Source organism: Paenibacillus sp. Y412MC10, assembly GCF_000024685.1.
Lineage (GTDB): Bacteria > Bacillota > Bacilli > Paenibacillales > Paenibacillaceae > Paenibacillus_AQ > Paenibacillus_AQ lautus_A.
In genome coordinates, this window is sequence record NC_013406.1 from 4277036 (window position 1) to 4292666 (window position 15631).

A 15631-nucleotide genomic window follows, 5' to 3' on the forward strand; every position below is an offset into this window, starting at 1 on the left:
CCCTATGGAATTCCGATGTTTATGCCTCTTCGACGGCAAGCTTATCCAAGGCCAGCTTCGCACGTGACCGCGCTTCTTCGACATCGCCGGCGGTTGACAGCGCGACTGCTACTCGTCTTCCGACCTTGGTTACCGGTTTGCCGAACATGCGAAGCTGCGTATTCGGAACGGCCAGCGCTTGATCGGCGCCTGTAATCGTATAGTCTTCCAGCTCTCGGCCGGCTTTCAGGGGGCGGCTGGCTCCCGGCGTGATCAATTCGATCTCTGGTATCGGAAACCCGAGAATGGCACGGACATGAAGCGCAAATTCGGATAGATTTTGCGTGACCAGCGTAACCAGCCCAGTATCATGCGGACGCGGGGATACCTCGCTGAAGTACACCTTATCCTCGGCCAAAAATAATTCAACGCCGAACAAGCCGTATCCGCCAAGCTCGTCGGTAATCTTCCGCGCAATATATTTAGCTTCCTCGATTTGCGCTTCAGACATATCGTGCGGCTGCCACGATTCGATATAATCTCCGCTTTCCTGAATATGCCCGATCGGCGCACAGAAGCTTGTTCCATTGACGGAGCGGACGGTCAGAAGCGTGATTTCCGACTGGAATGAAATGAATTCCTCAATGATCACCCTTCCGTTCTGCACGCGGCCGCCTTCCATGGCGATGTTCCAGCAGGACTCGATATCCCCTTCCGAACGGCACACGCTTTGACCTTTGCCGGAGGAGCTCATCAGCGGTTTGATCACGCACGGAAAACCCATGTCCAGGACAGACTGCTTGAATTCCTCATAGGTATCGGCAAATCGATATTCCGCAGTCGGCAGTCCCAACTCCTCTGATGCCAACCGGCGGATCCCCTCACGGTCCATCGTAAGCTTTGCGGCTCTGGCGGTAGGAATCACCCGAAACCCCTCATCCTCCAGCTTCACCAGCTCCGCAGTAGCCAGCGCTTCAATCTCCGGAACGATCAGGTCCGGCTTTTCCAACTCAATAATAGCGCGCAGCTTCTCTCCGTCCAGCATATCGATCACATGGCTGTGATCGGCAACGTGCATGGCAGGAGCATCGGCATAACGATCGACGGCTACGGTTTGGACACCCAATCGTTGTGCTTCAATTACGACTTCTTTCCCTAGTTCTCCGGATCCCAGCAGCAATATTTTTTTCGTTTTGAACATCGTTGTTTTATCCCCTTTTCATAGTTTCAGAGACGATAGAAGCCCAAGAAAATAATAAAGAGGTAAGGGAAATAAACTCCCTTACCTCTGCCCAGGCGTACGGCCGTTGTCATTCATGTGCTCCCTCATGGTTCCCCATGCTACGCCAGTCACACATAAACCTATACATTGTTACATAAATGATACTGAATCTTTTCGTTAAATGCAATATCAGCCTGCGTCCTTAGGATTTAGACTTCAACATTTCGATCATATCCTGAAGCGAGTGTGACAGCCATTTCTTAGGATGAACGACAATCTGGATGTCCAGTCGAATGTCTGGGTGTTGAAAGGGAAGAATCGCCAGCTCTCCCCTCTTGATTTCCTCCTCTGCTACCATTCTCGGCAATAGGGAGATGCCGGTGCCGGACATGATATATCTTTTGATTGCCTCGGGGTTGCCCAATTCCAAACCAATACGGACGGGAGCTCCGCTGGCGCGCAGCACTTTTTCCAACATGATTCGGTAATTGCAAGTATCCTCGGTCATAATCCATTCGTAATCAGCCAGATGCTCCAGCTCGATGACGGGCAACCTGTGAAGCGGATGATCCGGATGGGCAATCAGATGGAGGGGCTCTTCCCGGATCGAGATCCAATTCAATGAAGTGTCTTCCGGTTTGTTCTCCAGAATAAGCCCGAGATCGTACTCGCCCTCTCTTACCTTACTGACGATGCTATCTTCACGATCCGTTTGCAAGCGGATGGCAAGATCTTCATGCTCCTGTCTTAGCCGATGAAGGACGGATGGAAGAAAATATGCGGCAAGCGAATCGATCGTTCCAATCGATAAGATGCCCCCGCCTTGTTTCGTCAGCTTTTCCTTAGACTGCTGGAACAGATCCAGCATTTGGACAGCATACTTGAACAGCTCCTCCCCTGACTTCGTCAGGCGCAGGCCTCTGCCATACCGTTCAAACAGCTTGACGCCGTATTCCTTCTCCAGCTTCTGAATCTGGGTGGTAACGCTGGATTGTGCATAACCCAATTCGTCAGCAGCTTTAGTAAAGCTCTTTCGAACAGCAACCTCCCTGAAGGTTTGCAGATAGATCAGTTCCATCGCTCTCTCCTCATCAATAATATTGATAATAACTATCTATTATTATAGATAACACCGATCCCGATTCCCATGGTAAAGTAAAGCCACAATTCATGAAATGGAGGAAAGATCATGTTGAGTCCGCAAGATTTGAGAGGTATTTATGTTCCGGTGGTCACTCCCTTTTCACATGAATACGCATTGGATGTTCCGTCTTATCATCGTTATTTGGAGAATTTGTTATCCCATGACATTCAAGGATTGATCATCAACGGTACGACCGGAGAGGCGCCGACGGTAACTTGGGAAGAGGTCGTTCAAGTGGTGGAGGAAACGCGAAAAGGTCTGGACGGGCGGCAATTGCCGGTCATTATTGGTACGGGTACCAACGATACGTTCTCCAGCATGAAGCGGACGGAATGGGCAGGACATATCGGGGCAGACGCGGTATTGGTGGTCACGCCGTATTACAGCCGCCCTTCGATTGAGGGCATTATACAACATTTCTGCAAAGTCGCGGAGGTGGGGATACCGGTTATTTTGTACGAAGTTCCTTCGCGCACTGGAATTTCCTTACCGGTCGATGCCATTCGAAGAATCATGGAGATCCCCGGTGTCATCGGAATGAAGGACAGCACTGCGAGTACGGAGCTTATGAGAAGCTTGTCTCCATACGATACGAAGCCTGTTCTATGCGGGGACGATGTCCGCTTTCATGAGATGCTGTGTCATGGTGCATCCGGGGGCATTTTGGCGTCGGCCAATGTGAATACCGAGGCTTTTATCCGTGTGTATCAATTAGCGGCCCAAGGGGATTACTCTCGTTCCGAAACGGAGTTTGAAGTGCTGCTTCCCGTTATTCATCAGTTGTTCGCAGAATCCAATCCCGCTCCGCTAAAATGGCTGCTTGCCAAGCAAGGCCTTATCTCATCGGACACCCTGCGCCTGCCGATGGGCCCCATTACGGATGAGCTCAAGCTATCTTTGAATCAAGCATTCAAAGGCTGAGAAACTTTAAATCATGGACGTAACAGGTTTCTCCTCAAGAGTGGCGGGACGCATTCGCTTCCTTGCCATGCTTGGATGGATGATTCGATGCTATAGGGCGCACATGCTTTCAATCAGCAGATGATGGGATGGATGATACTGACATTTTACGCAAAAAAAGATATCCTGCTTAGATCTATCGCTTTAAAGGATTGATGAATGAAATCGCCCCACTTATAATATGGGTACATTCAATTCCTCCCAGAAATTTGAAAGGAGACTTGCAGTGCTGCCCTATTCCAGCCCTAATCATGATTTTGCCTTTGAACAATCTGTAATCGGTATGGCTTTGGTATCGCTAGATGGAACGATTCTTAAGGTCAATTCGGCACTATGTGATCTGTTGGGTTACTCGCCGCAGGAGTTAACTGCCGGGGCGCCGCAAGAAGAAAACAGCCTCCGCGAGTTATTGAATCGAGTGATTCAGAACGCTAGGGCTGCCCAGGGTCATCAGCCATCCGTCCCCCCGGTTGAATATGCTTACCGTCATCCGTCTGATCGCGAGTTATACCTTAGTGCACGCTGCAGCGTTGATCACGATCCGGAGCGGGGGCCCAAGGGATACTTGGTACAATTCGAGGATCGAACGCTGCTGAGACAGCTCATGAAACAGCTGGAGCAGAAGGAACAGAAGCTGAACGAGAAGGAAAATTCGTTTCTGCAGCTGCTGGAAGAGCTCCCTCTCTCCGTGCTCATAACTAAAAAAGGCATTGTGCATTATGTTAATTCTGCCGCGCTCCGGCTCGTCAATGCGATGCACCTCCGTGACGTGCTGGGCATTTCAACCGACGTGATCGTCGACGCATCGTATCATCACACATTGATGAAACGCAGGGCAACGTATGCCGAGAGCGGAGAAATCGGAAGCGTCGATTATCTGATACGCTGTCTGGACGGGCAGGAAAAGATGGTCACGGGATTCACGTTAATCATACAATATGAAGGCGAGAAAGCGGCCGTCGGCATCTTCAAGGACATCACGGAGCAGCGGATGGAAGAGGACCGCGTGATGCAATCCGAGAAGCTGACGACCGCCGGCCAATTGGCCGCCGGCATCGCTCATGAAATTCGAAATCCATTGACATCGATTAATGGATTCGTGAAGTTATTGCGATCCGCGGAACGCAGCAACGAGCTTTATTTTGAAATCATCGAATCGGAGCTCAAACGCATCGAGCTCATCGTCAATGAGCTCTTGGTGCTCTCCAAACCGCAGGGCGCCCACGTGAGCGGACCCATAGACGTGTCGGCCATACTGGATCAGATCATTACGCTGATGAAGGTGCAAGCCGCTCTCAAGAATATAGAGATCATTCCCCATTATCCACTGGTTCCGATCTATGTACAGGGCGAAGTCAACCAGCTCAAACAAGTGTTCATCAATCTGCTGAAAAACGCGATGGAGGCGATGAATGACGGGGGAAGCATCACCTTGGACATTGTGCACAGCGGGCCCGAGGTGCAAATTATCGTGCAGGATGAAGGCGTTGGGATGACGCAGGATCAGATCCAATCACTGGGACAGCCCTTTTTTACAACGAAAGACACCGGCACGGGACTCGGTCTCATGATTACCAAGAATATTATTCATAATCACGGCGGTACGATGAACGTGGAGAGCACTCCTGATCATGGGACAACCTTTACGATCCATTTACCTGCTCTATAATGCGTACATATATCGGAGGACATAGGCATGGACATTCAAGATTCAAACTTACATAAACAATTTGCAATAAACTGCTTCAATCAGGTCTGGGATATCTTGGAGAAGAAGCAGCGGACGCCGGAAGACGAAGAGAACATGATTCACATGTGTCATGCTTCCTTTTGGCATTGGAGCCGGGTGGCGGATCATACAGAGCGCAACCTGTCTATAGGGTATTGGCAGCTCTCCCGAGTATACGCGGTAACGGGTCAGGGCGATCAAGCACTGCATTATGCCAAGCGCTGCATCACGATCGGGTCATCGGCTAACCTCGAACCCTTCTACATCGGTTACGGATACGAAGCGGAAGCGCGGGCCTATCTGGTTCTGGGGAACAAGGAGCATGCATTGGCATCCAAGCAAAAAGCGGCAAGTTATCTCGACAAGGTAACGGATAAGGAAAGCCATCAGATGCTTGCCAACGATCTCGGAAGTCTGGACTAACACGCAAACTGCGCATGATCGGATCTTTTATCGAAAGGGTTTTGTCAGATGATAACCGATATAATAAAAGACTTCTCTGCATAAAAAGGGGAGCTTGCTTCTTACGCTTTGGTAAGCGCTCCGTGACGCGGGGGAAGGATTGGCTTCGAGACCCATATCTTCAGCCATCGCCATCGCCCGCTTCATGTGCAGCGGATCGCTCACGATGAGATACGAGGACAGCCCTGCCGCATCGCCTATCTTGTTGGCATAGTACAGGTTTTGCTCGGTGATCGTCGAACTCGTCTCTACCAGGATGTCCCTCTCCGGAACGCCGTGTTCGATGGCATATTGTTTAGCAGCTTCCGATTCGGCCACTTCCTCTTCCGACCCGCGTCCCCCTGTAAAAATGAGCTTGTCTACGTATTGTTGATCATACAGCCATAACGCATGATCGATGCGCCCCTGAAACACAGGCGAAGGTTTCCCCTTCCATACTGCGGCACCCAGAACGATCGCTGCATCGGAGGGAATATTCACCGTTCGCCCTGCATATTTCCAAATCGTGTATCCCACATTAATCGAATAAACCAGCATGATGGCTATCAGTCCCAGCAAAACTCTCAACAAGACGCGCTTTCTTCTACTTCCTGCTTTCCGCGGCTGCATCAATCGGGTCATGCAACACCTCCAACTTCCACTCGTTCAACTCCAGCCTTCATTTTAGCATCATATGTACAGGGATATAATACAGCAAAGAAGCCTGCAGCTCCATAATGGAGCTGCAGGCTTTTGATTATCCAACTTCCTCTTGGTTCCAACGGACATCAATCCGTTTCATATCCATATAGCGTGACTCTGTTCTTCCCCTTGCTCTTGGCAATATGCATGGCTTTCTCCGTTTCGTCAGTCAAATGGGAAAGACTCAGCATGGAGGTAGGCGTTAGGCAAGCCGCTCCTACGCTTACCGTCATAAACCCGTCTTCCTCCGTTCGGTCCTTGGGGATGCTGAGCGCCAGGACGCCTTGACGTATCTTCTCAGCCACTTCATAGGTTCGGTCGGGATCGGTATCTTTGATCTTCAATATAAAGGTTCCGCCGCCGTAACGCGAAACGGCCGCTCCATAGTATTCGCCTATGATTTTCAGTGCGTCGGCAATCCATTGCAAACATAAATCCCCGCCGTATAAACCATGAAGCGTGTTATACACCCGGAAATCATCGATATCGACCATCAACAAGGCCAGAGAAACCTGATTCTGAATGCATTCCTTCCAATCCGTCGCCAGTTCTTTTTCGAATGTTGCCGGATTGGGCAGTTCGGTCAACGGATCAGTTGTCACGTAGCTCTGAAGCTGGTTCAATACATCGGAATATACGCGATCGGGGCCTCCATCCGGTGTGCCCTCTCTCAAAATGACCATAATGGATGATTTGCGTCCCTGATGGATGGCTGCCAGCATATATTCAAGTTCGATTCCCTTTCCATCCAGCGTTTCGAACCAGCCGCTGCCGGAAACGAGCTGGGCTTGATTCTGATCCATCCGTTTGATTTGCTCTTTTAGACCCAGGCGGGAACTATCGCTAGCTAAGGTGTATATTTCAAGCTGGAGCAGTTCCTCGGGCCTCGTTGCGCCAAACAGCGTCTCGGCCCGCGAATTGCAATACACGATGGTTCCCGCCGTTGTCAGTGACAAGAAGGCTACGGGGGAGTGGCCCATAAGCTGCAAATACCGCTCCTCGTTCTCCCTGAATATGCGTGCATTCTGAATGGCCTGTTCTTTGGCTTGTCTTAATTGAACATCGGTTTGCTTGCGGACAATCGATTTCAATTGGGGGAGTACGCTTAATTCCTGAGACTTCCATGAGTATGAAGTGCCCTCCACCACCTGCCTCCATTTTTCGAACGATTTTCGAGGGGATAAGCGCATTCTATCCTCTTCTTGTATAACGGCTTTGGCCGGATCGCCAGCCCAATCCACGATTTCAACAACCTCCGGCCTGAACCACATGACATAGTTTTGTTGACCTGGCGACAGGGCAAGATACAATACGCCGGAGGCCGCACCCTTGAATGCTTTGGCAGGCTCATACTCTGCGCTGAGTTTCGAGCTGTGGTACGTATAATCCTCTGCTTGGGCGGATAACCAGCCGGCCAGCTCCATGACTTGCTTCGAGGTCGGCGTCGTGCCGTACAGCATCAAATTATCCTGGTAATAGACGGCGGCACCGGTAGCGCTCATTAAATCCAGCAGGCCCTGCTCTTCGGTCTCAAGCTGCTCAAGCACCTGATAGACATCGGTGTTGCCGATGAAAATTTCGGTAAAACGGGCGGATAAAATTCGAAGCCTGAGCTCGGTTTGGTAATCGTCGAGCTGCTGGCGTTGATATAGTTCGTTGGAGAAAAAGGATCCCAGAAAATTGCACAAGTTGCGGGTGCGGTGAGATACGTATTTTCGGCTGTAGTGATGGCAGGTGATTAATCCCCATAACTGGTTGTCATGGATAAGGGAGATCGTGGTTGTCGCGCGCCGACCCCCATATTATGAAGGTACTCAATATGAAGCGGCGACACGCTGCGAAGAACGGATAAACTGAGGTTCAGCGGCTTTCCGGTCAAAGGCTGCACGGTGGGGATAATCTCGACCGGCGTATAACCCGCGTCAACAATCGTACGCAGCCAATTTCTCAAATACAGTTCACGGGCTTGCCGAGGAATATCCGATGCCGGATAATGATGGCCCAGGAAGGATTCCAGCCCTTGCTCTTTGGCTTCGGCAATCACTTTTCCGTTCCATTGATCATCGAATTCATACAGCATCACACGGTCATAACCCAGAATGTCCTTCACGAGCTCGCAAGCCACTTGACTTGCTTCAACCCGATTCTCGGTTCTTTTCATCCGACTGAAAAACGTTTGTATCCATTCAAAATCATCCGTAAAGGGCACGGTATCTTCCGAAACCGGCTCCAGTTCCAGAAGAATCAGCCCTTCGCTTTCGTGAAGAATTCCGATAAACTCAATCGGCTCATTGGCAACCGAAATCGTAAGATTGATATATTGTAAGTCCGGTGTCGCTATCGCTTGAAGGTCTCGGCGAATCATAAGCTCAAATTGCGTTTTTCCGATAAGCTCCTCAAGGCCCTGTCCCAAAAGGGATTCGGCGCTGATCCCGAGCAGCTGCTCCGCATTTCGGCTGCACTGCGCGATCCTGAAATCGTCGATAGGATTAATGGCAAGCAGTACGCCATGGGGCTGAATGTATCCTGGAATGTGAATAGGTTCTTTTTCGCAATTGGTCAGGTCGATCGGTTCATCCGTTACATAATCGCCCTCCGTCAGTAACTTTCGATTAAGTGCATCCTGTTCAGTCATTGCTTATCAACTTCCCTTATTCACAGATTTAAAACCAAATGCCCAATGCATCTCATTGTTATAAAGAGATACATTGGGCACAGCATATTATAACAACAGGTCTATGAAATTGTACGCCATTCAGACTCTAGCATAGCATAGTAATACTCATCCCACCAAACCTCGCCTCGTGGGATACACTGCCTAAAGCAGCCTTCTCTCCTCATGCCAAGCTTCTCCATCACCTTATACGAAGGCGTGTTCTCTGGCTGGCATGTCGCGATGATCCGGTGTATTCCCAATGCTTCAAAGCCATGCTGAAGCAAAGCTCCGGCGGCTTCCGTAGCATACCCCACACCGTGGTAGGCTGAATGAAAGACCCAGCCGATCTCGTAAGTATGTTCGCCAAAGCAGGGATGAAACACCATGTGTCCGATCACGCGTTGTTCCTTCTGCAGCATGACGGCATAATGATGCGCTTGCTCGCCCTTGTTCTGCTCCAGAAATTCCTTCACCGTCTCTTCCGTATGGACCGGCTCCGGCATGTAAAACATCACCAAGGGATCGGATGTATATTGAAGAACATCCTGCCAATCTCCTGGTTCAAATTCGCGAATCACTAATCTTTCGGTAACGATATGCATTTGCCCGACTCCTCTTCAAGTTGTATTTCCGTGTCCTCTCTGCTCACACTTCAATACAGGGACAAATGCGATTCGCCGTTGATCCTTTTCTTTGTCTATCCTGATAACGCCGGGTCACCTTCTTTCATGCTGCAGGCTGTTTATATTTTATTCGACTTTAGGTATGAAACTCCTTCATAAATTGTAAAATTACTGGATATTTTGTCTTAATATCGATTTGTTTTTATCAAAATGCATGCCTTCATGATGTAAGCAGAAGCTTAAGAATTCTTCTATCTTGGATAACTTTAAACCTTTGGATGTCGTGTAGGTAGACAAGGGCGGTATCTTGCAGATGCGTCAAATAGATATGTCCTGCACTCCACTTCACATGGTTGTTCATTCCGCTCGGAATCCATTCCGCCATATCATCCGGGATATCCCGTCAGCGAGTATTTCATTCTATCATGCGGATTACAATAACCATAGGCAAGCCGAAACTTTCGTTCGTCAGCTTGCACAAATCTGTCACGGGCTCCAAGTTCATACGTTTCATGCGACTGCCCCCGTCTTCTAGTTAAATAACGGAATCGTTCAGCATGTTTTTCCGCCCGTGCTGCAACATTTCTACAGATCTCCCGTCTATAGAGGTGCAGCAAGTACATTTTACCAATTCGCGCATGGCTTGGCTGTATCCTAGCCTTTAGGATAATCTACACTTGGAGGATACCTATCATGAACAAAATCTACAAAGTACTAACAACCGCTACAATTCTGGCCATGGCAGCACTGCCGGCAGCCGCTAATGCACAGGACGCCCCTCCTGCTTCAGTCCATTCGGGGCAAGGCAGCATCGTGAACCAGGCAAAGAAAAGCGTTCCTGGAACCATGGGTTACATAACGGAATACGTAAACGATGAAACGGGCAAATGGATTACGGTCACCGGCCGTGGTCTCGGTGCCACCGATCAACAAGAAATCAAGCTCTCCATTTCGAAGGACACTAAAATCATCGATGCCAAAGGAAACAAAGTCCAACTCCAAACGATTGTGGACAAGAACAAAGCAATTAAAGCCTTCTATGGCCCGAACATCACCAAGAGTCTGCCTGCTCAAGGCTCAGCGCTTACGATCATCGTTCAGGATAAAGACTTTGCGGGTATTGATGGAACCATCGCTGAGGTAACCAAGCAAGGCATTCTGGTGGAGGGTACCAATCTGTACAACGACAGTGAAGAGACTATCCTGCTTCATCTGGATCCAAAAGCGACAATCATCAATGCAGACGGCAGCACACTCAATGCGGGTGGCCTGGAAGCCGGCATGAGCATTCGCGCTTTCTACGGACCTTATGTGGCGTTAAGCATGCCGCCTCAATCGTCAACCAACTACATTCGGGTTCAAGCCCAAGCAGAAGAGCCTGTACAAGAAGAGCCTGCCGGCACGAACGGAATCATTACGGACAAGGCAGATAACAAAATCACCGTCATGGGTCAGGCACTGGAGTCGGGCGGCGTCAATTACGTCATCCTTACCGTAGACGAAAATACGGAGATCGTCGATGCGAAGGGTAAACCGCTGACGGCTGAAGCTTTGAAAGCGGATCTCCGCATCGAGGCCTATTACAGCCAAGTGATGACCCTGATTTATCCTGCCCGGACTCACGCTGATAAGATCGTGGTTTCGGAAACGACCGCTCCCAAAATCGAAGGCACCGTTGCAGCATCCGACCGCACGACCAAAGACCAGCTGTATATCAATGTAGGCTCCGACCAATCAACGGAGAATGACGTCATTCTTAACGTTACCGAAGACACGCAAGTGATTGCGGGGCTCAGCACGGAATCGGAACTGAAACCGGGTGCGAAAGTCGTAGCCTACCACTCGCCTATCATGACCAAGTCCATTCCAGCCATCACCTCGGCCGAAGTCATCATTGTTCAATCCGGCCAATAAGGGTTAATCCAAAATAATAGCTATGCAGCAAAAAACCATCGTACGCAGGACTCCTGAATACGATGGTTTTTTAATAGGATATCGATCCGTATCAACTATTCCTCAAACTCCACGTTGTGATAGACTTGCTGAACATCCTCAAGGTCTTCCAGTGCATCGATCAGCTTCTCGAACTGTGCCTGTCCTTCTTCCGGCAGGGACACAAAATTCTGTGCCAGCATCGTCAGCTCGGCAACGGTAAAGTCCGTTATGCCAGCAGCTTTGAATGCTTCCTGAACCGCATGGAACTGATCCGGTTCAGCGTAGACAATCACAGCTTCTTCCTCTTCCAAGATGTCGCGGACATCCAGGTCGGCTTCGAGCAGCAGATCCATGACTTCCTCTGCCGTCTTTCCTTCCACTCCGATGACGGCCGTTGGATCAAACATATAGGACACCGAACCGCTGACGCCCATATTGCCCCCGTTCTTGTTAAAGGCAGAGCGCACGGCAGGCGCCGTCCGATTGACGTTGTTTGTCAATGCATCGACGATGATCATCGATCCGTTCGGACCGAAGCCTTCATAACGAAGCTCTTCATAGTTCTCGTCCCCGCTGCCCTTGGCTTTATCCAGGGCGCGGTCAATGATCGCTTTCGGCACATTGTATGTTTTGGCACGCTCTAGTACAACCTTCAGCGCACGGTTGGATTCAGGATCCGGCTCGCCTTTTTTGGCGGCAACATAAATTTCCACACCGAATTTCGCGTATACGCGACTTGTATTAGCATCCTTGGATGCTTTCTTTTCCTTAATATTATTCCATTTACGGCCCATACGTTTCGACTCTCTTTCATCATTGAATCTGAAGCCGGTATTCAATAAATACCCCTGTCCATTATATCTCTATTAAGTCCCTTGAACAAGGTTAAGAGCGTAGATCCGGAAAATAGACACATACCCGTAATAATCATCAGGTTCGAAGGCACTTCAAGCGCATGAACCGATGCGGGAAGTGCCTTTTTGGCGATCGATTTATAGACAACACAAAATATATATTGATTATTTATAGACAAAATATTATTATGTCTATGTATTAATCAACGAAATGCGCATTCGCTTTTTTTTTACGATGTCCAGCCTGCACAATGCAGGTCACGAAAGGAGAATCATTCATGATGCTTAACAACCCGTATGTCCGAACCGTTGTGTTCTCACGCGTACTCTTGAACCTCGGCATTTGGGTCCGCAACTTCGCCATTCTGTTATACGTTACGGACATGACAGGCAATAATCCTGTGTATGTATCTCTCATATCCGTAGCCGAATTTGCCCCTATTTTCTTGTTTGCCTTCATCGGCGGTACTTTCGCGGACCGCTGGCGTCCTAAACGTACCATGGTCCGTTCGGATGTTTTGTCCGCGTTATCGGCATTTCTCGTGCTGATCGCCGTTCATAACGGGTCGTGGCAGGCATTGCTGGTACTCACGTTCTTCTCTGCCACCGTGTCACAATTTTCCCAGCCCTCGGCGATGAAGCTGTTCAAACAGCATGTGCCCGCTGAACAGCTGCAATCCGTAATGGCCATGTTTCAATCCATGGTTGCCTTCTTTACGGTCATCGGCCCGATCGCAGGCGCATTTGTATACCAGAAGTACGGCATTGAAATATCGCTGATCGCCACAGGCGCCCTATTTCTGGGTTCTGGCTTGATTCTGACTTTATTGCCTCGCGATATGCTGGAAGAGACACAATCCAAGCACCAGAATCTCCAGCAAGAACTTATCGAAGGCCTTCGTTATGTATGGAGTAATCAAACGCTCCGAACACTAGGTGCGACCTTCGCCGCCGCTGGCTTGGCATCGGGACTTATCCAGCCGCTCGCGATTTTTGTGACGATTGAGAACCTCGGGCAGGATAAATCATTCTTGCAATGGCTGTTAACCGTCAATGGGGCGGCGATGCTGGTCGGAGGGGGATTCGTCATGGCATTTGCCAAGAAAATAACCCCTCAAACCTTACTGGCTCTCGGACTGACCGTTAGTGCTATCGGAAACCTCGGTATCGGCTGGTCAACAAACATCATGTTTACGCTGCTGCTGCTGGTGCTTAACGGATTCTTCTACCCCGCCATCCACATTGGAATCAACACCCTGATCCTAAACAATGCGGAGGGGCCATATATTGGTCGGGTGGGCGGCGCGCTTACCCCGATCTTTATGGGCATGATGGTGCTGGGCATGTCGCTGGGAGGATTGCTCAAAGACCAGCTGTCCCTGTTCTTCGTCTATGCGGTCAGTGCACTCTTGCTCCTCACAGGATCGGCGTTGCTGATCCCATTATTTAAAAAGAAAACGAGCACGGCCGGCGTATTGGAGCAATGAGCAGCGAAAAAGAGCCGCCTCCCATTTCGAGAGGCGGCTCTTTGGTTTGAAATATGGGGCGAGACGGACAATGAGGTGCGATGAACGTAACAAACCGGAGTTCTTCTTTAAGAAGGGCTCCGGTTTGTTAATAACTTAGTAGAATTACGCGTGAAATTGTTGACCGTCCAATACTTCCTTCACGTAACCGGCGCGAATGACATAATCGCCCAAGCGCTCGCCGATCTCGCGTTCTTCTGCGTACTGCTTCATGATCTGGCGAAGGGAGTCCAGAATCTCAGCCTCCCCGATGTTCTCTTTATAAAGCTTGTTCAGCCGGTGTCCGGAGAATCCGCCGCCCAGGTACATATTGTATTTGCCCGGTGCCTTACCGATAAACGCGATTTCGGCCAGCATCGGTCTGGCACAGCCGTTCGGGCATCCTGTCATTCGAATGACGATGTCCTCTTCGCTCAGTCCGTTCTCTTCCAGGATCGGATCGATTTTATCCAATAGCGTCGGCAAATATCGCTCGGATTCGGCCATGGCCAATCCACAAGTCGGCAAGGCTACGCATGCCATGGAATTTCTGCGCAGCGCAGTATAATGATGGCCGTCCGTCAGCCCGTAACGCTTGATGAGTTCTTCAATCTTCTTCTTTTTGTGGCTGCTGATATTGGCAATGATCAGATTCTGATTGGCCGTCAATCGAAAATCGCCATTATGGATTTGGGCGATTTCGCGAAGACCCGTCATCAGCAGGTAATCGGCATCGTCTTTCACGCGCCCGTTCTGGATGAACAGCGTGAAATGCCATTTGCCGTTGCTGCCTTTTACCCAGCCGTAACGATCGCCGTTATGATCGAAATGGAACGGCTTTGCCTCCTCCAGCTTCCATCCCAGACGGCTGGTCAGCTCGTTAACGAACCAATCGATTCCGCGGTCATCAATCGTATATTTGAAACGAGCATGCTTGCGCACTGCGCGGTCTCCGTAATCACGCTGAATCGTCACCGTTTTCTCGGCCAAGTCCACGATCTGCTCGGGTTTGCAGAATCCAATGACTTTCCCCACTTGAGGATAGGTTAGCGGATCACCGTGCGTCATTCCCATGCCGCCGCCTACCGAGACGTTAAAGCCTTTTAATTTGCCGTCCTCCACGATCGCTATGAAGCCGAGGTCCTGGGAATACACATCGACATCGTTGGAAGGCGGCACGGCCATCCCAATCTTGAATTTCCGCGGCAGGTACACCGGGCCGTAGATCGGCTCCTGTTCCTCTCCATTCTGCGTGCTGTCCACGATCTTCTCGCCGTCAAGCCAAATCTCATGATACGCACGCGAACGCGGATCGAGATGACTGCTGAGCATGCGTGCCCACTCGTATACCTCCGAATGAATTTCGGATTGATCGGGGTTCGGATTGCACATGACATTACGGTTAACGTCACCGCAAGCGGCCAACGTGCTAAGCATGGCTTCATTGACTTCTTTAATGGTGCTCTTCATATTCCACTTCAATACACCGTGGAGCTGGAAGGATTGACGCGTTGTCAATCGAATCGTGCCGTTTGCATACTTCTGGGCTACGCGGTCCATCATCAGCCATTGCTCCGGCGTCACGACACCGCCCGCGGCGCGTACGCGCAGCATGAACTGATAAGCGGGCTCCAGCTTTTGCTTGTGCCGTTCGTTTCGCAAGTCCCGGTCGTCCTGCATATAGCTGCCGTGGAATTTCATCAGGCGGTTATCGTCTTCGGGAATCGATGCCGTAATGCGATCCTCCAATGTTTCTACAAGACTGCCCCGCAGATAATTGCTTCGACGCTTGATGTCCTCGACATCGCTATGCGGCGCACTATTCGGTGATACAAGGTTATTATCAGACATGTTCCTTTTCTCCTCTCGAAAACCACAGGG

General features: G+C 50.0%; 13 protein-coding genes and 1 riboswitch. Of the genes, 5 read left to right on the forward strand and 8 right to left on the reverse strand.

The genetic code is table 11. The features are described 5' to 3' along the window. Positions 1-19: 19 nt before the first annotated feature. Positions 20-1180 carry a phosphoribosylglycinamide formyltransferase 2 gene (gene purT / locus GYMC10_RS18345; RefSeq protein ID WP_015735916.1) on the reverse strand — a complete coding sequence of 387 codons (1161 nt, stop codon included), beginning with the start codon at positions 1178-1180 and terminating at the stop codon, positions 20-22. 82 nt (positions 1181-1262) lie between these two features. Further along, positions 1263-1343, reverse strand: a riboswitch (ZMP/ZTP riboswitch). A gap of 60 nt (positions 1344-1403) precedes the next feature. After that, on the reverse strand, positions 1404-2279 hold the full coding sequence (locus GYMC10_RS18350; protein WP_015735917.1) for a LysR family transcriptional regulator: 876 nt from the start codon (positions 2277-2279) through the stop codon (positions 1404-1406). A 111-nt stretch (positions 2280-2390) separates the two neighbouring features. Between GYMC10_RS18350 and dapA the strand changes: the two genes are divergently transcribed. The 3 genes from dapA (at position 2391) to GYMC10_RS18365 (ending at position 5457) form a co-directional block, all read left to right on the forward strand. Beyond that, positions 2391-3266, forward strand: a complete 876-nt coding sequence (dapA, locus tag GYMC10_RS18355) for a 4-hydroxy-tetrahydrodipicolinate synthase (protein WP_015735918.1) — start codon at positions 2391-2393, stop codon at positions 3264-3266. 265 nt (positions 3267-3531) lie between these two features. After that, positions 3532-4974, forward strand: coding sequence for an ATP-binding protein (locus GYMC10_RS18360; RefSeq protein ID WP_015735919.1), 1443 nt, complete (start codon positions 3532-3534; stop codon positions 4972-4974). Positions 4975-5001: 27 nt separating this feature from the next. Further along, positions 5002-5457: a hypothetical protein gene (locus GYMC10_RS18365; RefSeq protein ID WP_015735920.1), complete on the forward strand. Its 456-nt coding sequence runs from the start codon at positions 5002-5004 to the stop codon at positions 5455-5457. A gap of 27 nt (positions 5458-5484) precedes the next feature. Here the strand turns inward: GYMC10_RS18365 and GYMC10_RS18370 are convergent, their stop codons facing one another. The 4 genes from GYMC10_RS18370 to GYMC10_RS18380 all read right to left on the reverse strand — a co-directional run bounded on the left by GYMC10_RS18370 (position 5485) and on the right by GYMC10_RS18380 (position 9435). Beyond that, positions 5485-6117, reverse strand: coding sequence for a YdcF family protein (locus GYMC10_RS18370; RefSeq protein WP_015735921.1), 633 nt, complete (start codon positions 6115-6117; stop codon positions 5485-5487). Between the two features lie 146 nt (positions 6118-6263). Beyond that, complete coding sequence (locus GYMC10_RS33065) at positions 6264-7865, reverse strand: diguanylate cyclase domain-containing protein (protein ID WP_261979308.1); 1602 nt, start codon at positions 7863-7865, stop codon at positions 6264-6266. Between the two features lie 50 nt (positions 7866-7915). Further along, positions 7916-8812 carry a GAF domain-containing protein gene (locus tag GYMC10_RS33070; protein WP_261979310.1) on the reverse strand — a complete coding sequence of 299 codons (897 nt, stop codon included), beginning with the start codon at positions 8810-8812 and terminating at the stop codon, positions 7916-7918. A 101-nt stretch (positions 8813-8913) separates the two neighbouring features. Continuing rightward, positions 8914-9435 (reverse strand): GNAT family N-acetyltransferase, encoded by a 522-nt coding sequence (locus GYMC10_RS18380; RefSeq protein ID WP_015735922.1) that lies wholly within the window; start codon positions 9433-9435, stop codon positions 8914-8916. 714 nt (positions 9436-10149) lie between these two features. Between GYMC10_RS18380 and GYMC10_RS18385 the strand changes: the two genes are divergently transcribed. Further along, positions 10150-11370, forward strand: coding sequence for a hypothetical protein (locus GYMC10_RS18385; protein ID WP_015735924.1), 1221 nt, complete (start codon positions 10150-10152; stop codon positions 11368-11370). 95 nt (positions 11371-11465) lie between these two features. Here GYMC10_RS18385 and GYMC10_RS18390 read toward each other — a convergent pair whose 3' ends face one another. After that, positions 11466-12185: a YebC/PmpR family DNA-binding transcriptional regulator gene (locus GYMC10_RS18390; RefSeq protein ID WP_009596040.1), complete on the reverse strand. Its 720-nt coding sequence runs from the start codon at positions 12183-12185 to the stop codon at positions 11466-11468. Positions 12186-12523: 338 nt separating this feature from the next. On the opposite strand from GYMC10_RS18390, the gene GYMC10_RS18395 reads away from it, so the two are divergent. Then, entirely contained in the window at positions 12524-13732 is a 1209-nt protein-coding gene (locus tag GYMC10_RS18395; protein ID WP_083775418.1) for an MFS transporter, read from the forward strand. A gap of 144 nt (positions 13733-13876) precedes the next feature. Here the strand turns inward: GYMC10_RS18395 and cysI are convergent, their stop codons facing one another. Continuing rightward, positions 13877-15601, reverse strand: a complete 1725-nt coding sequence (cysI, locus tag GYMC10_RS18400) for an assimilatory sulfite reductase (NADPH) hemoprotein subunit (RefSeq protein WP_015735926.1) — start codon at positions 15599-15601, stop codon at positions 13877-13879. Between the last annotated feature and the right edge of the window lie 30 nt (positions 15602-15631).